We start from the raw sequence: 21872 nt of genomic DNA on the forward strand, positions 1-21872 counted from the left end.
GTGAGGGCACCGTCTCCGCGACGGTGCCCTCACGCCGTCCGCGCGCGGGCGCGCCGGCGTCTCACACGCGTGCGCCGGACTCCACCGCCGCCACCACCTCGGCAGGGGCGGGCGCCGTCGACTCCCGGACCACCAGCCTCGGCCGGATCAGCAGGGAACGTCCGGCGACCGGGGCCGAGTCGATACGGGCACGCAGTTGCTGGAACGTCTCGGCGGCCATCTCCGGCAGAGGCTGGCGGACCGTGGTCAACGGCGGTTCGAAGAGGTCGGCGAGCAGGATGTCGTCGAAGCCGACCACGGAGACGTCCTGCCCGGCGCTGCGGCCGGCGTCCTTCGCGCCCCGGCAGATCCCAATGGCGCACATGTCGTTGATGGCGACGAACGCGGTGGGCGGGCGCGGGCCGCACAGCAGTTCACGGGCGGCCTTGCGCCCCAGCTCGGCCGCGTCCTTGTCACCGAACTCGGTGGTGTCGGCACCGGGCCACACGATCGCGTCGGCCGGGTCGAGGCCCGCCGATTCCAGGGCGGCCCTGAAGCCGCGCAGGCGCTCGCGGCGGTTGACGCTGTTGACCGAGCCGGAGACGAACGCCAGTCGGCGGTGGCCCAGTTCGAGCAGATGACGGGTGGCGAGCTCGGCGCCCATCGCGTTGTCGACGCTGATGGAGGCCAGCGACGGCGGATCGCCCGCCTGGGCGGTGCGGTCGAAGGCCACCATCTTCAGACCCCGGCCGAGCAGCGGCGCCACATGGTCGAGCGAGGGCAGCGAGGAGCAGAGCACCACTCCGCTCACCCCGTCGGCCAGAAGTTCCTCACCGTACTTGAGCTCACGGGCCGGATCGCGCTCGCTGTTGCAGAGCAGTACGTGGTACCCCTCGGCCAGCGCGATGGCCTCGAGCTCCCTGGCGAGCGCTCCCCAGAAGGGGTTGGCGACGGACGGCACGATCAGGCCGATGACCTTGATCCGGCCGGTGCGGAGCATGCGCGCCGCGCGGTTGGGCCGGTAGCTGAGCTCCTCGATCACCTGCTCCACGCGGGCCAGGGTCGCCGCCTGCATGCGGTCGGTACGTCCGTTGAGGACGTTCGACACGGTGCTGGCGGAGACACCCGCGGCCTCCGCGACCTGATGGATCGTTACCCCGCTCATGCCACCTCCGGTTCGGAACGTGTTCAGCCACACTAGTGTACCGATTTACTGAACTCTCTTCACCGGTACACCCGTTAACGTCCCGGAAAATTGTTGCGCATCAGCTGTTGACGAGCCTCTCACGGCGTTCTTAGTCTCAGTGCATCGATTTACCAGCGCTTCCCAGCCATGGCTGGGTTGCCTTCACTGGATCGATCCACTGCCTCCACCTCAAAAGGGGTGCCCAATGGAACTCAAACGACGGTCGCTGCTCGCTGCCATCGGCGCCGGGACGGCTGCGGCCGCACTCTCCGGCTGCGGCACCGGCTCCACCGCGGCCGGCTCCGCCGACGGTCCCGCCGAGGGCGAGATCACGCTGCTCACCCCGATCTACGAGGGCGCCAACGGCAAGACGCTGTTGGAGAAGGAGATCCTCGGCGGCTTCCGGAAGAAGTATCCGGACGTCAAGGTGAACGTGGACTACACCACGTACGCGCAGCTCAACGAGAAGATCACCACAGGTCTCGCGGGCGGGCTGCTGCCCGACGTGCTGATGATGGGCGTCGGCTGGATCCCGCCGTTCGCGGCCAAGAAGGCGATCGCCCCGCTGCCGGAGTCGTTCGCCACCGCGCACGACTACGAGAAGCGGGTGCTGGAGCCGTCCCGTTACGACGGCAGGCTGTACGCGCTGCCGGTGGTCCTCGACACCCGCATCGTCGTCTACCGCAAGGACCACTTCGCCGAGGCCGGCATCAAGAAGACCCCGGCCAACTGGGCGGAACTGCGGGCCGTGGCCAAGCAGCTGACGAAGGACGGCCGGATCGGATTCGACCCGTTCTCCATCGATCTGCGCCAGTGCTGGGAGACGTTCCTGTTCGCCAACGGCGGTCAGCTGTTCAGCGCCGACGGCAAGAAGGTGCTGTTCACCGACAACCGGGGCGTCGAGGCGCTGCAGTTCTTCAAGGACCTGATCAAGGACGGCTCCGCCGACTACGCGAAGAAGACGGACGCCGGCGCTCCGTCGAACGTCCAGACCGGCAAGGCGTCGATGATGATGACGACCAGCGCCCTGTGGGAACAGGCCCGCGCGCAGTCGCCGGACCTCTTGAAGAACGACACGCTCGGTGCCTTCATCCTCGCCAACCGCCGCCCGGCGATGCTCCAGGGCGGCACGCTCGTCACCCAGTCGGCGAGCTCCAAGCACCCGGCGGCGGCGCGCGCCCTGGTCGAGTACCTCGCGACCCCCGACTCGATCCTGGGCGCCGCGAAGCAGCGCGGTTCGGTACCGGGGCTCAAGGATCTCAACGAGTCCGGGTACGTGAAGGAGAACAAGTTCGTCGATCTCTCCCTCCAGAACATGAGCGCCGCCTGCTCCGAGGGCGGCACCGCCGCGTGGATGGAGATCCGCGAGAAGATCAAGCCGACGCTGGAGCCGGCGATCGTGGGCGGACAGTCCGCGAAGGACGCCATCGCGGAACTCGGCCGTCTCGCCGAGGCCGCCATCGGCCGGATGTGAGGCGCCACTGTGGGAGCTGTATCCGTACTGAAGGCACGGCCCGCGCGACCGCCTTCCCCGCCTGACAAGACCATGCCCGCCACCAGGCGGACCGGCAGGACCCCGACGGGTCCGGGGCGCCGCCGGCAGCGGGCCGGCATGCTGATGGTGGCCCCCGCCCTGCTGCACGCCGCCCTCTGGATCGGCCTGCCGGTCGTCGCCTCGGTCGTCCTGGCCTTCACCACGTACGACGTGCTGACGCCGCCGCAGTTCGTGGGCCTCGACAACTTCCGGGAGATGCTGGACGACGCGGTCTTCCGCAAGTCCATCGTCAACACCGTCATCTACACCTTCTTCACCGTGCCCTTCGGCATGATGCTGGGGCTGCTGCTGGCGCTCGCCCTGCACACGGGCCTGAAGGCGCGCGGCATCTTCCGTACCGCGATCTTCCTGCCGCAGGTCACCGCCACGGTGGCGATCGCCCTGGTCTGGCTGTGGATCTACAACCCGGGCAACGGGCTGCTCAACGCCCTGCTCTCGTCTCTGGGGATCGACGGTCCGGCCTGGCTCTCGTCGACCACGTGGGCGTTGCCCTCGGTGATCCTGGTCGGAGTCTGGCAGGGCATCGGCATGAAGATGCTCATCTATCTGGCCGCGCTCCAGTCCCTGCCGAGGGAACTGTACGAAGCGGCGTCGGTGGACGGCGCCTCCAAGGCGCGGCAGTTCTTCTCGATCACGCTGCCGCTGCTGAAGCCCGCGACGTTCTTCGTGCTCATCACCTCGATGATCAGCGCCTTCCAGTCCTTCGACCAGGTCTACATCCTCACCGAGGGCGGGCCGGCCAACAGCACCACGATGATGACGTACGAGATCTACAAGTCCGCCTTCCGGGAGTTCCGCGTCGGCTACGCCTGCGCCCAGTCACTGGTGCTCTTCGTCCTGCTGATGGGCTTCACCCTGGTCAACCGGCGGATCATGGGAGGCACCCGTGGCCACAACTGAGCTGCACACGTCCGGGGTCGCGCAGCCGCCCCGCCCGAAGGCCGGGCGAAAGCCGCTCCCCGCCGGCCGGATCGCGCTCTACGTGACGCTGTCCGTCATCTCCCTGCTGATGGTGGTGCCGTTCATCTGGATGGTGCTGACGTCGCTCAAGACCCCGGTGGAGATCGCGTCGCAGGACGCCGGACTGCTGCCGGAGCACTGGGCCTTCGGCAACTACGCCGAGGCACTGAAGGCCGCGCCCTTCGCCACGTACGCCCGCAACAGCTTCCTCATCGCGTCCAGCCACACCGTGCTCAACGTGCTGATCGCGTCGATGGCCGGGTACGCGCTGGCCCGGATCAGGTTCCGGGGCAGCGAGGTGATCTTCTACCTCTTCATCGCGGCGCTGATGATCCCGACGTACACGAAGGTGCTGCCCGAGTTCCTGATCGTGCGCTTCATGCCGCTCGCCGGCGGTAACGACCTGTTCGGCCAGGGCGGCAGCGGCTGGCTCGACACGTGGTGGGCGCTCATCGTGCCCGGCGCGGTCACCCCGTTCGCGGTCTTCCTCTTCCGGCAGTTCTATCTGGACCTGCCCGTGGAGCTGGAGGAGGCGGCCCGGCTGGACGGTCTCGGCGAGTTCCGGATCTACGCCCGGATCATGACGCCCCAGGTCAAGCCCGCCCTCACCACGGTGGCGCTGCTGACCTTCGAGTCGTCCTGGAACAACTTCCTCTGGCCGCTGCTGGTGACCCGGACGGACAGTCTGCGGGTCATCCAGGTGGGGCTCTCCGTCTTCAAGACCGAGAACGGCCCCCAGTGGCACTTCCTGATGGCGGGCACCACGCTCGCCACCCTGCCGATGGTCGTCCTCTTCCTCATCGGCCAGCGCTACTTCGTGCAGGGCTTCGCCACCGCCGGTCTCAAGTGACCGGTCCGGTCCTCAACGGCCGGTTATCGAAAGGGTTACCCCCCCATGTCTGCTGATCTCCAAGGTTCCCGCGCGCTGGTGACCGGGGCGGGCCACGGCATCGGCCGCGCCATCGCCGTCGCCCTGGCCGAAGCCGGCGCCGACGTCGCCGTCCATTACCATTCGTCCGCCGACGAGGCCGCGAAGACGGTCTCCGCGATCGAGGCGCTGGGCCGGCGCGCCAAGGCGTTCCGGGCCGATGTGACGGTGACGGCGGAGGTGGACCGCCTCGTCGAGGAAGCCACCGGTTTCCTCGACGGGCTCGACGTCCTCGTCTGCAACGCCGGCCACCTGATCGGGCGGGCGACGATCGCCGAGATGTCCGACGACCACTTCGACCGGGTCATCGACACCAACCTGACCTCGACGTTCCGTACGGTACGGGCGGCGCTGCCGCATCTGAAGGCATCGCCCGCGGGGCGCGTCATCACCATGTCGTCGCTGGCCGCGCACAACGGAGGCGGCCCCGGTTCGGTGGCCTACGCGGCCGCCAAGGCGGGCATCCGCGGCTTCACCAAGGGACTGGCCAAGGAACTCGGCGGCAGCGGCATCACGGTGAACACCGTCGCCCCCGGCTTCATCAAGGGCACCGCCTTCCACGACACGTTCACCGCGCCCGAGGCGCAGCAGGCGATGGAGGCGGGCATCCCGGTGGGCCGGGCCGGCACGCCGGAGGACGTCGCCTCGGCCGTGGTCCACCTGGCGTCGCCCTCGTCCGGCTTCCTCACCGCGACCACGGTGGACATCGACGGTGGCGTATGGCCGCGTTGAGGCGGATCGCGCGGGAGCGCGGCGGCTGGTGGCACGCGTACGTGTGCCCGGCGCACGGGGTGGAGCTGGACCACGGCGACGTGCTCGCCGGGGTGTTCCCCGAGGGTGGCGCGCGGTGCGCGTACGGCTGCCGGGTGGACGACGAGGCGGTGCGCGGGGCGTGGCTGGTGCTGTCGCACCAGGCGTGGGCCAGGCATCTGCGGGTGCTCGCCCACCGCGGGGAGCGCGGGGAGGCGGTGGCGCGTCTCGTCGAGTACACCGCCCTGTACGAGGAGCTGGCCACCGCTCAGCACGGCGAGGCGCAGGGCTGGATGCTGCGCGGGCGGCTCTTCCACCAGGCGCTGACCGACGCGATCTGGGCGGTGAACATCGGGCACACCGTGCTGACGCTCGCCGAGCACGGCACGGACGGCCTGTCCGGGGTGCTGCCGCTGCTGGACTCCCTGGAGCGGGCGGCGCTCGACGCCCGCGCCGTGCTGGTCGGCAAGGGGCAGCTCGCCTCCAACTACACCGCGTGGCTGAACGCCGCGGGCGTGGCCGCCGGGCGGGGAGCCGCGGCGGTGCGCGGGCAGGAGTGGGACGGCGGCAAGGAGTGGCTGGAGGGCGACAGCGGGCTGTACGCGCATCTGCGGGTCGCGGTCGCCGAGGACGGCTGGGAGTGGGAGGGCAGCACCTACTACCACGGGTTCGTGCTGCGGGCGGCGCTGCTGGCGCTGCGGGGCACCGATCCTGCGGCCGTCCCGGCCGATGTGGTGGACGTGCTGGCGGGGATGACGGATGTGCTGGCGGCGATCGCCACACCGGGCGGCATTCTTCCGGCCCTGCACGACGGCCCGTACCTACGTGCCCCGCTGGCCCTTGAGTGGCTTGAACTGGTGTCATTGGCACAGCAGTTGGTTCCCTCGGCCGCCCTGGACGCGGTGGCGGACCGGGCCCGCTCGGAGCTGGGCGCGGATGACGACGGGCTGGACCGGGAGCTGGGCGGCTGGTTCACCGGCCCGCCGCTCCCGGAGCGCCCGGCGCCGGGTGCGCTCACCCTGTTCACCACGGCGGGCTACGCCGTGCTGCGGGTCGCGGGCATCCACGCGCTGCTGGACTTCGGCCCGCACGGCGGTTCGCACGGCCACCGGGACAAGCTGTCCCTCTATCTCTACGGCGACACCACGCCGTGGCAGCCCGATCCCGGCCAGGTGCCCTACGCCCACGCCGAGTTCCGTGATCTCTACGCATCGGCCGAGGCCCATCCGTCCTTCCGGGTGGACGGCCGCGAACAGGCGGAGTGCGCGGGCGCGCTGCTGGGGTCGGACGCCCGGTCCGTCACCGCCGAGGTGACCACGGCGTACGAGGGTGTGCGCGGGGTGCGACGGATCGTGGCGGGGGCCGGCTATCTGGTGGACCTGCTGACCGTGACGGCCGACGGGTCCCGCCGCATCACCGCCCAGCTCCGACCCGGCACCGCGCTGGACGTGCAGGTGCAGGCGGCGGGCGCGACCCGCACCACCTGGTACGGCGACGAGACCCTGCACGGCTGGCACACGCACCGGGCCGACGTCCCGGTGCGCCCGGTGAGCCGGCCGGGCCCCGGGCCGGCCGATGACCCCCAACGCGTCCGTACCCGGGTGGACTTCACCGCCGACACCGACAAGGTCACGTTCGCCTCGGTCTACCAGGCCGCGTCGGCCGGCCCCGCGGTGAGCGACGTACGGCTGGACGGCGACGGGCTGACGGTACGCCTGGCCGACGGCAGCACCGCGACCTTCCGGACGGAGGACTGACCCTTGTTGCTCTCGGCGACCCCGCCGCCCGGCCCGCGCCCGGCGCAGGAGCTGCGCCTGTACGAGGAGGCCGCCCGCCACCGCGGGCTGGCCCCTCCCCGTACCCACCCGTCGGCCAGCATCACCTGGCTCGGCCCGGCCGCCTCGAACCCGGCTCTCGCCTACCGGGTCGGCGGCGATCCCGCGCACCTGGCGGAGAGCCTGCGCTGGATCGAGGCCGCGGTGCGGCTGCCGCACTGGGGCAAGGCCCACATGCCGGACCACGACCTGGACGCCGGCTGGCTGCTGCACCACCTCTCCCTCGCCTACCGGTGGCTCGACGACGACCTGCCGGACGAGGTCCGGGCGCTCCTGCGGTACAAGCTGCTGCTCCAGGGCCGGCGCATGTACGAGTTCGCGGTGGCGAGCGAGGGCCGCTGGTGGTCGTCGTCGTACTGGCAGAACCACAACTGGATCTGTTACGCGGGTCTGGCGACGGCCGGCTACGTGCTGGGCAAGGAGGAGTGGAGCGAGCGCGCCAAGGACAACCTCGGCACCGTCCTGGACCTGATGCCCGAGGACGGATCGCATGCCGAGGGGGTCGTCTACTGGCGTTACGGCGTGCCGTTCCTCGCCGCCCACCTGGACCTCCTGAAGGAGGCGGAGGGCGTCGACTGGTGGGACAGGGGCGGCTTCCTCTCCCGCACGTTCCGCTACCGGCTGCACCAGACGGCGCCCGGATTCGCGCGCAACGTCGACCACGGGGACTGCCACGACCGGCGCAGCGGCCACAGCGCCGGCCTCTACTACCGGCTCGCCGCCCAGTACGCGATCCCAGAGGCCCAGTGGATGGGCGATCTGGCCTCGGGCGAACTGCTCTGGCAGGAGGCGGCCGAGAGCGGTGTGCGGCCGGGGATCCTGCCGGAGGCCTACCTCGAATACCTCTGGTACGACCCGTCCGTGCCGGCGGCCCGGCCCACCGAGACGCACGCGTTCTTCCCCGACCTCGGGCTGCTGGCCGCGCGCACCGGATGGGAGGACGACGCCACGCTGGTGTCGTTCAAGGCCAGCCCGGGCGGGGGCCACCGGGCGTGGGAGACCGCCGAGAAGCACCGGGTGGAGAAGGGCTGGGAGACCCTCCATCAGGGGCACCACCACCCCGATTCGGGGTCCTTCGTGCTGGTCTCGCAAGGCGCGTTCCTCGCGGTGGACGAGGGCTACAGCAACCGCAAGCGGGCCGCGCACCACAATCTGCTGCTGGTGGACGGGCAGGGCTACGCGGACGAGGACCGGTACCACGTGTACCGGGACATCCCCTTCGATCGGCAGGCACGGCAGCGCGACGTGCTCGTCTCCCCCGACCGCGGCTGGGCGCACGCCACGGCGGAGATCGCCGCGATGTACGACCCCGCCCTGGGACTGCGGCGGCTCGACCGGACGCTGGTGTTCACCCCGTCGGGCCGGCTGGTACTCCTGGACCTCGCCGAGGCGGAGGCGGCGCGGGAGTGGACGTTCCTGCTGCAGACCGACCGGCCGACCGAGCCCTGGCCGGACGGCAGCCGGCTGATCCGCTCCGGGGCGGCCTCGGCCCTGCTGCGGCAGTTCGCCCCCACCGGCAACCGCGTCGCCCGCGAGGTCACCGAGGTGGAGGCCAACCCGACGTCGAGCACACCGGACCTGCGCCTCACCCGCACCCTGCACACGCTGCGTTCCACCACGGCGCGGTCGTCCGAGGGGATGTTCCTCACCGCGATCGCGCCCGGCACGGACACGGACGCCACCCGGGTCATGTGCGCGGAGGGCCAGGGCGTGTCCTTCGGCACGGAGACCGTGCTGCTCTCCCCCGTCGCCCGGCGCATCCGTACCGCCGGCGTCCGCGCCGATGCGGCCGCCGTGCTGCTCGCGGACGGCGGGGCCCCGTGCGTCGTGGCGGCGACCTGGCTGGAGCTGGACGGCACGGTGCTCCTCGACGTGACGGAGCCGTACACAGGAAAGGTCGGCTGATCATGCAGGCAACTCTCTCGTCCGGCTGGCCGACGCTGCTGCGGCGGTTGGAGTTCGTGGCCTACCCGGCCGCCGCCGGGGCCGCGTTCGCCGTGCTGTCGCTGGGGGTGGTGACCTGGCTCCCCGCGCTCGCCGCGATGGCGCACGGGCTCCAGCGGTGGCGGACCGAGGGGGACAGCCGCTGCTTCGTGCACACGTTCACGGTGTTCCCACGGTACTGGCGGACGCTGTGGCGGCACTCGCTCCTCTCCACGGCGGCCGGGGCCGTACTGACGGCCGACCTCGTGTATCTGCTGGGCCGTCCGGAGCCGTGGACCTTCGTCCTGCTCGCCGCCCAGGTGGGCATCGCCGCCGCCTTCGTCATCCATCATGTGGCGCTCGCCGCCGAGGCGGGCCGGGCGCCGGGCGGCACCGTCCGTGGCTGGACCCGCGGCGCGCTGGCGCTCGGCTTCGGTTCGGCCGCCCGGGGCACCGCCCTGCTCGGGGCGGTCGTCTCCGCCGTGCTCCTCTCCCTCGTCGTACCGCTGGGGCCACTGCTGCTCGGCCCGAGCATTCCCGTACTGCTCGCTCTGTCCTTCGCCGATCCCAGGAGGCACACCTCATGAGCCATGCACTGCGCACCGCCCTCGTCGCCGCGCTCGCGGCGGGCGCCCCGCTCGCCTTCCCCCCGCCGTCCGTGGCGGCCGAGGCGGCGACCGCCTACTACGTGTCACCGGCCGGCAGCGACGCCAACTCCGGTACGTCGGCGGGCTCCCCGTTCGCCACGATCCAGAAGGCGGTCGATCTGGCGCCGGCCGGCGCCGTGGTGAACCTCGCCGCCGGAACGTACAAGCAGGACGTCGTGACCAAGCGCGCCGGCGTCACGCTCACCGGCCCGGCGAACGCCGTGGTGAAGGGAGCGGGCGACGCCCGGATCATTCAGGTGCAGCACGATTCGACGACGTTGAACGGCTTCACGGTGGACGGCCTGCACGGCTCGTCCACCGATGTGTCGGGGTACCGCCTCAAGCTCATATATGTCATGAGCACGACTCCGGGGAACGGGGTGGGCGGTCTGCGCGTCACCGGGATGACCCTGAAGAACGCGGCGGACGAATGTCTGCGGGTGCGCTACCTGGTGACCGGCGCCGACATCTCCGGCAACACCATCACCGACTGCGGCGTCGCCGACTTCAAGTTCGGCGGCGGCGGCAAGAACGGCGAGGGCATCTACCTCGGCACGGCACCCGAGCAGCAGGGCGCGAACGGCGCCCCGGACGCGGCCGCCGACGTCAGCAGGAACAACCGCATCCACCACAACACCATCGCCACGCGCGGCAACGAGTGCGTCGACGTGAAGGAGAACTCGACCAACAACTACGTCGAGTACAACGACTGCAGCCAGCAGAAGGACTCCAGCTCCGGCGGTCTGGACGCACGCGGCAGCGGCAACATCTTCCGCTACAACACCATCCACGACAACATCGGCGCGGGCATCCGGCTCGGCGGTGACACCGCGACCGACGGCATCGACACCAGCGTCTACGGCAACACGATCACCGGCAACGCCGGCGGCGGCATCAAGTTCATGCGCACCCCGCAGGGCCCCGTCTGCACGAACACCATGAGCGGGAACACCGGCGGCGACGCCGTGGGGACCTACGGCAGCGAGTACACCCCGACCGGTGCGTGCCCCCAGTGAGCGGGCGGGGACCCGCGAGACGCGGGATTCTGACGGCAGCGGCCGGTCTTGCCGCGGTCGCGGCGACGGCGCCGGGCGCCCAGGCCGCCCAGGGCCCCGGCACCGGTAGCCGCCGCGCGCGCTGGACCACGTCGTGGGCGACCGCGCAGACCGCGCCGACACCCACCGACGCGGTGGCGAGCGCCGGGCTGACGCGGGGCACGACCACCGCGCACGTCCGGCTGTCGGCGGGCGGCCAGGTCCGGCTGCGCTACGGACACGCCTTCGGGACGGTTCCGGTGCTCATCGGCCCGGTGACCGCGGGCGGCAGGCCCGTGACGTTCGGCGGGCAGCGGCAGGCATGGATCGCCGCGGGCGCCTCGCTCACCAGTGACGCGGTCGCGGACCTGCGGGCCCCCGAGGGCTCCCTGCTGACGATCCGGACCGAACTGCCCGGCCCCACCGGCCCGTTGTCGTTCCACCGCAACACCCACGCCTCGCACGACGTCGACGGGGTGCGCACCACTTCGGTCTTCCTGCTGACCGGCGTGGAGGTGACGGGCGCGCACGGGCCGGTGATCGCGGTCCTGGGCGACTCCATCGCCGAGGGCGTCGGCACACCCGACGACTCCGATCTGCGCTGGCCCGACCAACTGGCCCGGCGTCTGCCCGGGGCGGCGGTCGCCGATCTCGGGATCAGCGGCAACCGGGTCCTGCTGGACGACGCCCGGTTCGGGCCGGGCGGACAGGCCCGCTTCGACCGCGACGTGCTGTCCCTGCCCGGGCTGCGGACCGTCCTGGTCCACCTGGGGGTCAACGACCTCCAGCAGCCGCCGAGCCAGACCGACCCGGCACTCGTCCTGGCCGGCTACCGGCAGCTGGTCCTGCGCGCCCGCGACGCGGGACTGCGCGCGGTCGGTGCGACCATCGCCCCGTTCGGCGGCTGGACCCGCTGGACACCCGAGCTGGAGACGGTGCGGCAGCGGATCAACGCCGCCGTGCGGACCGGCCGGGTCTTCGACGCCGTCGCCGACTTCGACGCGGCCCTGCGCGATCCGGACCACCCGGAGCGGATGCTGCCCGCGTACGACAGCGGCGACGGCCTCCACCCCGGTCCCTCCGGCCATGCGGCACTCGCCGCGGCCGTCGACCGCCGACACCTTCTGTGAGGGCCGCATCATGAACCCAGGCACCACCAGGGGCACCACGCGCCGCACCGTCCTCGCCGGTGCGGCGGCGCTCGGCGCGTCCGCCGCCCTGCCGCTCACGCTCACGGCGGGCACCGCGCACGCCACGGACCCGGTCGACGACGCGGCCTCGCTGCGCACCCGGTGGCACACCCTGCTCACCGGCGGCCCCGGCCTCGACCTCACGGACGCACGGATCGCCGCGGCCGTGGCCCGGATCGGCAAGGCCGCGACCACGTCCGCGAAGGGCTTGGACCCGTCCCGCACCGACGGGTTGTTCCCCGACCTGACCAGCACCACGCTCTCCAACCACGTCACCACGTCGTTCAAGCGCCTCGCGACCGTCGCGACCGCCTGGGCCGTCCCCGGCACCGTCCAGTACGGCGACACCGCACTGCGCGACCTGCTCCTGGCGGGCATCGACTGGATGCTGGCGCACCGGTACGGCCCCGAGCACACCCGCTTCGACAACGACTGGGACTGGGAGATCGGCTCCGCGCTGGCGCTCAACGACGCGGCCGTGCTGCTGTACGACGCCCTCGGTACGGAGCGGCTCGGCCGGATCAACACGGCCGTCCGCGGCTACACGCCCGACCCGAACCTCTGGCGGGCCGACCGCCAGATCGCGACCGGCGCCAACCGGGTGTGGATCTCCACCGTGGTGGCCGTGAACGCGGTGCTCCGCGACAGCGGCGACGACCTCGTCCGGGTCCGTGACGCTCTTTCGGACGTCGAGGGTTCGGGCGCCAACAGTGTCCTCGCCTTCAACGACGCCAGTGCGGCGTCCGTGGGCACGGGCGAGGGCTTCTACTCCGACGGCTCGTTCCTCCAGCACTACAAGCACCCCTACAACGGCGGCTACGGCAAGGAGCTGCTGAACAACCTCTCCCGCCTGCTGAACCTCCTCGCCGACACGGCGTGGACGGTCACCGACCCGGATCTCGACAACGTCCGCCTCTGGGTCGACGAGGGCTTCGATCCCCTGCTGGCGCGCGGCGATGTGATGGCGTCGGTCTGCGGGCGCGAGATCGCCCGGCCCAGCAAGCAGGGCCACGTCTCGGCGCAGACCGTCATCGAGGCGGTGGTGCGACTGATCCCCAGCTTCCCCGGTGAGACCGCGGACCGGTTCACCGCCCTGGTCAAGCAGTGGATCGCCGAGGACACCTACCGCGACTTCCTCGCCGTCACCGATCTCGCCTCGCTCGTCGCCGCCCGGAACGTCATCGCCTCCCCGGTGCCGGCCCGCGGCCCCCTGGTCGCGCACAAGCAGCACCCGCGCATGGACAAGGCGGCCCACCACCGGCCCTCGTTCGCTCTCGGCATCTCCGCGTACTCGTCCCGGATCTACAACTACGAGTCGATCCAGAACGAGAACCTGCACGCCTGGCACCTCTCCGACGGCATGGTGCTCCTGTACACGGACGACCTCGGCCACTACAGCGAGGACTACTGGCCCACCGTCGACCCGGCACGGCTGCCCGGCACCACCGTCCTCGCCGGCCGCCCCGCCGACGCGTCGGGGCAGCGCACCACCAGCACCGCCGACTGGGCGGGCGGCGCCGCGCTGCCGGGCACGACCCTGGGTGCGTACGGCATGGAGCTGCGGGCGTTCGGCAGTTCGCTGCACGGCCTCAAGAGCTGGTTCTGCCTCGACGACGTCATCGCGTGCGTCGGCTCGGGTATCAGCGCCGACTCGGGTACGGCCGAGACGATCGTGGAGAACCGGAAGCTGCGGGACCCCGCGGCGGCGCTCCTCGTCAACGGGCAGGCCGCCCCGGCGGGCACCGGATGGTCGGCGAGGCTGGACAAGGTGCGTTGGCTGCATGTCGCCGGCACCGGCGGCTACGTCTTCCCCGAGCCCGTCACCCTGCACGGCCTGCGCGAGGACCGGACCGCGACGTGGCGCGAGATCAACCTCAAGTACGGCACGGACACCCCCGTCACGCGCCCGTACCTGACGCTGTGGCAGGACCACGGCACCGCACCGGACCGGGCGGGCTACTTCTGGCTCCAGGCCCCGGCCGCTTCCGCCGAGCGCACCAGGCAGTGGTCGTCCGCACCCCCGGTGAAGCTGGTCGCCCGCACCACCGCCGTGCACGCGGTACGCCGCTGTGCGGACGGACTGCTCGCCGCGAACTTCTGGGCTGCCGGGACCGCGCAGGAACTCACCGCGGACGGACCCGCCTCGGCCCTGGTGCGGTCGGAGGGCAAGACGGTGACCGTCTCGCTCTCCGACCCGACCCAGCTGCGGTCCTCCGTCGTACTGGACCTCGCCCGGCGCCATCTGAGCGTCGTCTCGGCCGACCCGGGCATCACCGTCGCACCGACCGGCACCGGCATCCGGATCACCGCGGACACGACTGAACGCCACGGTGCAACCCTCCACCTCACCCTGCAGAGGAGCTAGACCCTTGCTGTTCGACATGCCCCTGGACCGGCTGCGCGACTACCGGCCGGAGCCGGAGGAGCCGGCCGACTTCGACGCCTTCTGGGACAAGACCCTCACGGAGACGGCCCGCCACTGCCTGGACGCCGCGTTCGACCCGTACGACGCCGGGTTCGCCACCGTCGACGTGTGCGACGTGACCTTCCGTGGCTGGGGCGGGCAACCGGTCAAGGCGTGGCTGATGCTCCCCCGGGAACGCTCGGGCCCTCTGCCCGCCGTCGTGCAGTACATCGGCTACAACGGCGGCCGCGGCATCCCCTACTCCTGGCTCACCTGGAGCGCCCTCGGTTACGCCCATCTGGTGATGGACAACCGCGGGCAGGGCGGCGGCGGCAAGAACACGGCCGACACGGTGGACATCGGCCCCGACGGGAACGGCTCCTCCTCCCCCGGCTTCCTGACCCGGGGGATCGAGGACCCCTACCGGCACTACTACCGGCGGCTGATCACGGACGCGGTGCGCGCCGTCGACGCGGCGAAGGCCCATGACGCGGTGGACGCCTCGCGGGTCGCGGTACTCGGCGGGAGTCAGGGCGGCGGCCTCGCGCTCGCCGTGGCGGGGCTGCGTGACGACGTCGCGGCGGCCGTCGCCGATGTGCCGTTCCTCTGCCACTACCGGCGCGCCTCGCAGATCACGGACGCGGGCCCGTACGCGGAGATCGCCCGCTGGCTGTCCGGACACCGCTTCCGGATCGACGAGGCGATGGAGACCCTGTCGTACTTCGACGGGGTCAACTTCGCGGCGCGGGCGAGTGCTCCGGCGTGGTTCTCGGTGGGGCTGATGGACAAGGTCTGCCCCTCGTCCACCGTGTTCGCCGCTTACCACCGCTACGCCGGCCCGGCGCAGATCGAGGTGTTCACGTACAACGGGCACGAGGGCGGAGCGGAGTACGACCTGCCGCGCAAGATCGGCGCGCTGCGCGGGGTGTTCGGTCGGTAGCGGGGGCCGGTCACCGGCCCAGCGCCGCCATCGCGGCGTTGTGGCCGGGGACCCCGCTGACCCCTCCCCCGCGCACCGCGCCGGCCCCGCAGAGCAGGACGTTGGCGTGCGCGGTCTCCACGCCCCAGCGGCCGGTCCGCGGTGTCGCGTACGGGAAGGCGAGGTCCCCGTGGAAGATGTGTCCGCCGGGCAGCCGCAGGTCCCGTTCGAGGTCGAGGGGTGTCTTCGCCTCGATGCACGGCGCGCCGTTCGCGTCGAGCGCCAGGCAGTCGGCGAGCGGCTCCTCCAGATGGGCGTCGAGTTCGGCGAGCGTGGCCTTGAGCAGAGCGGCGCGGGCGGCCTCGTTGTCAGCGGCGAAGAGGCGGGCCGGGGTGTGCAGGCCGAACAGGGTCAGGGTCTGGTAGCCGCGGGCGGCGAGATCCGCGCCGAGGATCGAGGGGTCCGTGAGCGAGTGGCAGTAGATCTCGGAGGGCGGGGCGGCGGGCAGCCGGCCGGCCGCCGCGTCCCGGTAGGCGTCGGCCAGTTGCCCGTACCCCTCAGCGATGTGGAAGGTCCCGGCGAACGCCTGGCGAGGATCCACGGAACGATCCTTGAGCCGGGGCAGCCGGGTGAGCAGCATGTTCACCTTCAGCTGGGCGCCTTCGGCCGGAGTGGGCGGCTCCTCGCCGAGGAGGACGGCGAGCGCCTGGGGCGAGGCGTTGACCAGGACGCGGCGCGCGCCGACGGCCGACTCACCGCCGTCCGTCCGCACCGTGACCTCGGCGTGCGTCCCGTCGGTGTCGATACGGACCGCCTCGTGCCCGGTCCGGATCGTCGCACCGGCGGCCAGGGCGGCGCCCGCGAGGGCGTCGGTGAGCGCGCCCATGCCACCGACCGGGACGTCCCAGTCGCCGGTGCCGCCGCCGATCACGTGGTAGAGGAAGCACCGGTTCTGGAGCAGTGAGGGATCGTGCGCGTCCGCGAACGTCCCGATCAGCGCGTCCGTGAGGACGACGCCACGGACGAGGTCGTCGTCGAAGTTCTCCTCGACGGCGACGCCGATGGGCTCCTCGAACAGCATCCGCCAGGCGTCCGCGTCGCCGATCCGCTCCCGCAGCGCGTCACGGGTGGGCAGCGGCTCGGTGAGCGTGGGGAAGACGCGCCCGGCAACCCGCCCGGTGCGTCCGTAGAACCGCTGCCACGCCTCGTACTCCCGGTCCGATCCGGTGAGCGCGGCGAAGGAGTCGCGGGTCCGGTCACCGGCGACCAGCAGCCCGGTGGCGCGGCCCTCGCGGACCGCCGGGGTGTACGAGGACACGGTCCGCTTGCGTACGGCGAAGTCCAGGCCGAGATCCTGGACGATCTTCGACGGGAGCAGCGACACGAGGTAGGAGTAGCGGGAGAGCCGGGCGTCGATGCCGGCGAAGGGGCGGGTGGAGACGGCTGCCCCGCCGGTGGTGCCCAGCCGTTCCAGCACCAGCACGGACTGTCCGGCGCGGGCGAGGTAGGCGGCGGCGACCAGGCCGTTGTGGCCGCCGCCCACGATCACTGCGTCATAGCTGTCTCGTACGGGCATGCCCCTTGGTAACACGGACCCGCGGCCCGGACCAGAGCCCCACCGGGCGTTCGCCCTCAGTGCGGCGGGATGCCCCGCCGCTGCCGCAGCGCCGCCACCTGGCGGTAGAGCTCGACGGCCTCGGGGCCCCTGCCGAGCTGTTCGAGGCAGTGCGCCTCGTCGTTGCGGCCGGCGAGGGTGTCGGGGTGGTCGGCCCCCAGGACGCGGGTACGGGCTTCTGCGACCTGCCGGTAGACGGTGAGGGCGTCGGCCCAGCGCCCGAGCCAGCCGAGGCCGACGGCGACCTCGCGGCGGCTGACCAGGGTGTCGGGGTGGTCGGCGCCCAGGACGCGTTCGCGGAGCGCGCACACCTCGCGGGATTCGGCCAGTGCCTCCTCCCAGCGGGCCAGCCGGCCCAGGTTGACGCCCAGCCCGTGGCGGGCGCGGAGGGTCTCGGGGTCGGCGGGACCGCTGACGCGGGTCCGGTCCTCGACGAGCGCGCGGTAGAGCTCAAGTGCCTCGGCACTGCGGCCCAGCCGGCCGAGGCTGATGCCGACCTCGTAGCGGGCCGCGAGGGTGTCCGGGTGGTCGGCGCCCAGCGCCTGCGCACGGGCCTGGACGACTTCCCCGTAGGTCTGCAGGGCCTCCGCCCAGCGGCCCAGCCGGCCCAGGGTGTAGCCGACCTCGTAGCGGGTGACGAGGGTGTCGGGGTGGTGGGCGCCGAGCAGCCGGGCGCGCGCCGCCGCCACGTCGCGGGCCATGACGTACGACTCCTCCAGCCGCCCGAGCCGGCTGAGGTTGAAGGCCAGGTTGTGGCGGCAGCGCAGGGTGTCGGGGTGGTCGGGTCCCATGGAGCGTTCCCGGGAGGCGAGGACCGACGCGTACAGCTGGTGGGCCTCGAAGTGGCGGCCGAGCCGGCCCAGTACGTACGCCATCTCCTGGCGGGCAGCGAGGGTCTCCGGATGATCGGGGCCCAGACTGCGTTCGCGCCCCTGGGCGACACGGCCGAACTCCCGCAGCGCGTCCGCCTCACGGCCGGCCCGGCTGAGGGTGAACCCCACCTCGTAACGGCTGGAGAGGGTGTCGGGGTGCTCGGGGCCCAGCGCGCTCTCGCGTTCGGCGGCGACTGCCCGGTGGACCTCGGCCGCCTCCTCCCAGTGGCCGAGCCGCCCGAGGTTCAGGCCGGCACTGTGGCGGTTGGCGAGTGTCGAAAGGAGTTCCGGGGTGGGGACGGGCCGCTCGGCGCCGGCGGACCGTCCGATGCCGGTGGTCCATTCACCGGTCAGGCCCGCCGTGTGGTCGAACGAGTCCGGCAGCGTGGTCACGGTGCCCGTCGCCTTGTGCCCGGTGGTCATTCCGCGGGTCCAGGCGGGCAGGCGCGGATCGGGGGCGAGGCCGCCGGGGTGCTCGAAGGGGGCGGGCGGCGCGAGGAGCACCCGGCCGGTGGGCTCCAGGTGCGGCTGTTCGCCGGTACGGCCTACAGCGATGCGGCGGCGCAGGTCGCCCGCGTCCGCCGGCCGCTGCTCGGGGGTTTTGGCCAGGAGCTCCAGGACGACGCGGTCGAAGAAACCGGGCAGTTCGGCGCGGTGGGTGCGCAGGGGCTCGGGCGGGGTGTCGCGGTGGCCGACGAGCACGCCCCAGGCGTCGTCGAGATCGAACGGTGGCGCACCGGTGGCGATCTCGTACAGCACGCAGCCCAACGAGTAGAGGTCGCTGCGGTGGTCGACCTGGCCGCCGCTGATCTGCTCCGGCGACATGTAGTGCGGGGTGCCCATGGCGATGCCGGCGCCGGTCAGGCGCGAGGTGACCGAGATGTCGTGGCCGAGTCTGGCGATGCCGAAGTCGCAGATCTTCACCGTCCCGTCGGCCAACCGCATGATGTTGGCGGGCTTGAGGTCGCGATGGACGATGCCCTGCTGGTGCGTGTAGCCGAGGGCGTCGGCGACCTGCTCGGCGATGTCGACGACGTCGTCCACCGGCAGCGGGTGCTGTTTGTTGTCCTCCAGGAGCTGGCTGAGGTTGCGGCCGTCGAGGAGCTCCATCACCAGGTAGAGCACGCCCTCGTGTTCACCGAAGTCGTGGACGACCGTGACGCCCCGGTGCTGGAGGGCGGCGGCGACCCGGGCCTCCCGCCGGAAGCGTTCACGCAGGATGCGGGTGAAGTCCTGGTCGTGCTGCGGGCCCATCGGCTTGAGGCATTTGACGGCGACCTGGCGGCCGAGCGACTCATCCCGGGCACGCCACACCTCACCCATGCCGCCACGCCCGATCAGATCGAGCAGTCGGTACCGGCTCTGGATCAGCCTGGTCTCCGCCATCCCTGCCGTCGCCCCCGTCACTCCGCCTACTGTCGCCGCGCCCTCCTCGGTCCGTCCAGTATGGCTGCCTGCCTTTTCAGTTTGTACGGGGCGGGGCGGCTGTCGGGTCCGAGTCGCGCCATCGCGTTCACGATGTGGCCGGGCGGCAGTTTCCAGCGCAGCCTCGACGGGATGGCGCGCAGGACGGCTCCGGTGGCGCGCAGACGGCGGTCGACGGTGGCCACCGGCGGCGCGGGTCTCCCGTACAGCTCGTGGGCGAACGACGGCAGCGACTGGTAGGCCAGGGTCGCGACGTGCCGCCACAGCACGGCGCGCGCCGGCACGAGCAGGGGGTGGACGGGCGGCCGGCGCAGGAAGTCGTCGACGTCCAGCGCCTCCCGGGAGCGGGCGAGTTGTGGCCGTACACGGGCGAAGTACGCAGCCAGTTGCGCCGTCGTCGCGGGTACGCCGGCGGGGTCGAGGCCGACGAGACGGGCACCGGTGCGGTGCTCGTCGACATACCGGTCGGCCTGCGCGTCGGTGAGCGGGTATCCGGAGCGCCGCTCGACCTGGAGGTAGGAGTCGACCTCCGCGCAGTGCACCCACAGCAGCAGGTCCGGGTCGTCGACGCCGTACATCTCGCCGGTCAGCGGGTCGGTGACCTTAAGGAGCCGGTGGATCCTCCGGACCCGGGCGCCGGCCTTCTCGGCGGCTTCGGACGTGCCGTAGGTGATCGTCCCGACGAAGCCCGCCGTACGCATCAGCCGCCCCCAGGCGTCCTCGCGGAAATCGGAATTCTGCATCACGCCGCGCACCGCGCGCGGATGGAGCGCCTGGAGGTACAGGGCGCGCACTCCGGCGACCCACATCATCGGGTCTCCGTGCATCTGCCAGGTGACCGATGAAGGGCCGAAGAGCCCGGGGTCGGCGTCCGTCATGTGCTCGTACCTCCCGCTGGGGCCGACCGGCGCGCCCCCGCTGTCCAGGGCGTTCGGGTACGGACCGCTGTCCCGGAGAGTCTCTCCCGGTCCGTTGTTCTCACGGGCCTGTCATGCCCCGTCTGCGACCCGGTGATTCACGGAACGCGCCCGTCGTCCAGCGACGGAGACCCCCCGGAGCCCGGTACGACCTGGATGTTTGACTCAGACCCGCAATCGGCACCTCATCGGCGCGCCGCCGTATGCGGGACTCCCGCCCCTCCGGAGGACGGGGAGGAGATCCGTGGCGCTCATCGGCCTGTACGCGCTTCAACCTCGCGCTTTCACGAGTTGGGGCGCCGAGGCTTGATCAAATAAGCAGAGAGCTCCCCTGAACTGCAACGATTGGACTTCTCTAGGGTCCTGTTGGCTGCACGGAAAGAGGCGCTCTCCAGGTGAAGAAGCCTATCGGGTCGTACCCGCGTGGTCCTTGTGAAGGAGGGGGCTCCGCCACCGGATCGAGCTGTTCGCGAGTGGCTACTCGGAACCGGTGCCTGGCTCAGACGGTTGGAACGGTGCCGCCGTCGATGACGTACTCCGCGCCCACAATGGATGAGGCTCGGTCCGACACGAGGAAGCCGACCAGGTCCGCGACCTCTTCCGTCGTTGCGAACCTTCCGATCGGAACCCCTCCGAGGGAATCCATCAGACTCTGCTCCGCCTCTTCGCGGGTCAGTCCGTTGCCCTTGGCGAGCTGGTCGATGAAGCCCGCATACGCTCCGGTCTGAATCCCCCCGGGGCTGACGGCGTTTACTCGCACGCCTCGTGGGGCCAGTTCGTTCGCGAGGCCCTTGCTGTACGTACGCAGGGCACCCTTCGCTGACGCGTACGGCAACGTCGCGTCGTGCAGCGGCATCTGACGCTGGATCGACGTGACGTGGACAACTACTCCTGATCCCGCCTCCACCATGGCCGGCAGCAGTGCTCGATCCAGTCGGACAGCTCCCAAGAAGTTCAGGTTGAGCTCCGCCAGCCAGTGCTCCTCAGTCGCTGCAGCGAATCCGCCAGGCGGGGTTGACGATCCTCCGACCACGTGCACCAGGATGTCCAGCGCACCTCCCTCAGAGATCTTGGACACTACAACCTCTACACCGCCCACCGCGGAAGTGTCCGCCTCGATGAACCGGTCGGGGCGCTCGTAGCCGCCGGGCATAGTGCGTGCCGTGGTCCACACGTCGGCACCCATCTCTCGCAGTCTCTCTACGACGGCCTTGCCCGAGCCCTTCGAACCGCCCGTGACCAGCGCCCGGCGACCGTTGAGACGATCGCGATCTGAACTAGACATTTTTCTCTCCACTGAAGATTGAGGTGGTGCGGGTTCGGTCAGGCCGGGTGGTTGGCAATGACGAGTTCGGCGATGAGGTCGTCCCGCAGCGCGAACCGGTAGTCGAGCTCGGCGACGCCTCCCGGGAAGGTGCCTTCGAGCCGCACGGTTACCACCCAGTGGGTGTCATCGACGCGGTGAGCGCCGATCTGCTCGGTCGTGTATTCGAACTCGGACCCGGCGTCCCGCAGGAACACGTAGGTCTCCTCCAGGCCGCGGAAGGTCTCGTCCTGGTCGACGATCACCGCATCCTCGGCGAGGAACGACGAGGCGTTGTCGGCGTCGCGGACGATGTGGGCGACCAAGAACTGGCGCACGGCGGTCGGGAGCAGATCGGACGGAAGATCGGTGTGCTGTGTCATGAGCCCACCGTGTGACCTCGCGGCGCGGGAGGGTCAAGCCGTGGACT

Annotated in this window: 17 protein-coding genes; 11 read left to right on the forward strand and 6 right to left on the reverse strand. The window is 71.4% G+C overall.

Annotation, left to right across the window (positions count from 1 at the left end):
• Positions 1-61: 61 nt before the first annotated feature.
• A complete protein-coding gene (locus tag ABZ454_RS11300) occupies positions 62-1144 on the reverse strand; it encodes a LacI family DNA-binding transcriptional regulator (RefSeq protein ID WP_359537330.1) in 1083 nt (360 codons plus the stop codon).
• Between the two features lie 226 nt (positions 1145-1370).
• Between ABZ454_RS11300 and ABZ454_RS11305 the strand changes: the two genes are divergently transcribed.
• From ABZ454_RS11305 to ABZ454_RS11355, 11 genes are all read left to right on the forward strand, one after another.
• The gene (locus ABZ454_RS11305) at positions 1371-2639 is read left to right on the forward strand and encodes an ABC transporter substrate-binding protein (protein WP_356319822.1); all 1269 of its coding nucleotides are present in this window, start codon (positions 1371-1373) and stop codon (positions 2637-2639) included.
• A 72-nt stretch (positions 2640-2711) separates the two neighbouring features.
• A complete protein-coding gene (locus ABZ454_RS11310) occupies positions 2712-3620 on the forward strand; it encodes a sugar ABC transporter permease (protein ID WP_359537332.1) in 909 nt (302 codons plus the stop codon).
• A complete protein-coding gene (locus ABZ454_RS11315; protein ID WP_359537334.1) occupies positions 3607-4530 on the forward strand; it encodes a carbohydrate ABC transporter permease in 924 nt (307 codons plus the stop codon). Before ABZ454_RS11310 ends, ABZ454_RS11315 begins: the two co-directional genes overlap by 14 nt.
• Before the next feature lie 45 nt (positions 4531-4575).
• On the forward strand, positions 4576-5340 hold the full coding sequence (locus tag ABZ454_RS11320; protein WP_356319819.1) for an SDR family NAD(P)-dependent oxidoreductase: 765 nt from the start codon (positions 4576-4578) through the stop codon (positions 5338-5340).
• Positions 5328-7115 carry a heparinase II/III family protein gene (locus tag ABZ454_RS11325; protein WP_359537337.1) on the forward strand — a complete coding sequence of 596 codons (1788 nt, stop codon included), beginning with the start codon at positions 5328-5330 and terminating at the stop codon, positions 7113-7115. The genes ABZ454_RS11320 and ABZ454_RS11325 overlap by 13 nt, the downstream gene beginning before the upstream one ends.
• A gap of 3 nt (positions 7116-7118) precedes the next feature.
• On the forward strand, positions 7119-9098 hold the full coding sequence (locus ABZ454_RS11330) for a hypothetical protein (protein WP_359537338.1): 1980 nt from the start codon (positions 7119-7121) through the stop codon (positions 9096-9098).
• A gap of 2 nt (positions 9099-9100) precedes the next feature.
• A complete protein-coding gene (locus ABZ454_RS11335) occupies positions 9101-9703 on the forward strand; it encodes a hypothetical protein (protein WP_359537340.1) in 603 nt (200 codons plus the stop codon).
• Positions 9700-10779, forward strand: a complete 1080-nt coding sequence (locus ABZ454_RS11340) for a right-handed parallel beta-helix repeat-containing protein (protein ID WP_359537341.1) — start codon at positions 9700-9702, stop codon at positions 10777-10779. Before ABZ454_RS11335 ends, ABZ454_RS11340 begins: the two co-directional genes overlap by 4 nt.
• Positions 10776-11927 (forward strand): SGNH/GDSL hydrolase family protein, encoded by a 1152-nt coding sequence (locus ABZ454_RS11345; protein WP_359537343.1) that lies wholly within the window; start codon positions 10776-10778, stop codon positions 11925-11927. The genes ABZ454_RS11340 and ABZ454_RS11345 overlap by 4 nt, the downstream gene beginning before the upstream one ends.
• A gap of 10 nt (positions 11928-11937) precedes the next feature.
• Positions 11938-14352 carry a polysaccharide lyase 8 family protein gene (locus tag ABZ454_RS11350; protein WP_359537344.1) on the forward strand — a complete coding sequence of 805 codons (2415 nt, stop codon included), beginning with the start codon at positions 11938-11940 and terminating at the stop codon, positions 14350-14352.
• Between the two features lie 4 nt (positions 14353-14356).
• Positions 14357-15331, forward strand: a complete 975-nt coding sequence (locus ABZ454_RS11355; RefSeq protein ID WP_359537346.1) for an alpha/beta fold hydrolase — start codon at positions 14357-14359, stop codon at positions 15329-15331.
• A gap of 10 nt (positions 15332-15341) precedes the next feature.
• Here the strand turns inward: ABZ454_RS11355 and ABZ454_RS11360 are convergent, their stop codons facing one another.
• The 5 genes from ABZ454_RS11360 to ABZ454_RS11380 form a co-directional block, all read right to left on the reverse strand.
• The gene (locus ABZ454_RS11360) at positions 15342-16886 is read right to left on the reverse strand and encodes an NAD(P)/FAD-dependent oxidoreductase (protein WP_359537348.1); all 1545 of its coding nucleotides are present in this window, start codon (positions 16884-16886) and stop codon (positions 15342-15344) included.
• A 56-nt stretch (positions 16887-16942) separates the two neighbouring features.
• Positions 16943-19183 (reverse strand): serine/threonine-protein kinase, encoded by a 2241-nt coding sequence (locus ABZ454_RS11365; protein WP_359537350.1) that lies wholly within the window; start codon positions 19181-19183, stop codon positions 16943-16945.
• 26 nt (positions 19184-19209) lie between these two features.
• Positions 19210-20100, reverse strand: coding sequence for an oxygenase MpaB family protein (locus tag ABZ454_RS11370; protein WP_359537352.1), 891 nt, complete (start codon positions 20098-20100; stop codon positions 19210-19212).
• Between the two features lie 538 nt (positions 20101-20638).
• The gene (locus ABZ454_RS11375; RefSeq protein ID WP_356322140.1) at positions 20639-21424 is read right to left on the reverse strand and encodes an SDR family oxidoreductase; all 786 of its coding nucleotides are present in this window, start codon (positions 21422-21424) and stop codon (positions 20639-20641) included.
• Positions 21425-21462: 38 nt separating this feature from the next.
• Entirely contained in the window at positions 21463-21825 is a 363-nt protein-coding gene (locus ABZ454_RS11380) for a nuclear transport factor 2 family protein (protein WP_359537353.1), read from the reverse strand.
• Between the last annotated feature and the right edge of the window lie 47 nt (positions 21826-21872).

Source organism: Streptomyces sp. NPDC005803, from assembly GCF_040630435.1.
Classification (GTDB): domain Bacteria; phylum Actinomycetota; class Actinomycetes; order Streptomycetales; family Streptomycetaceae; genus Streptomyces.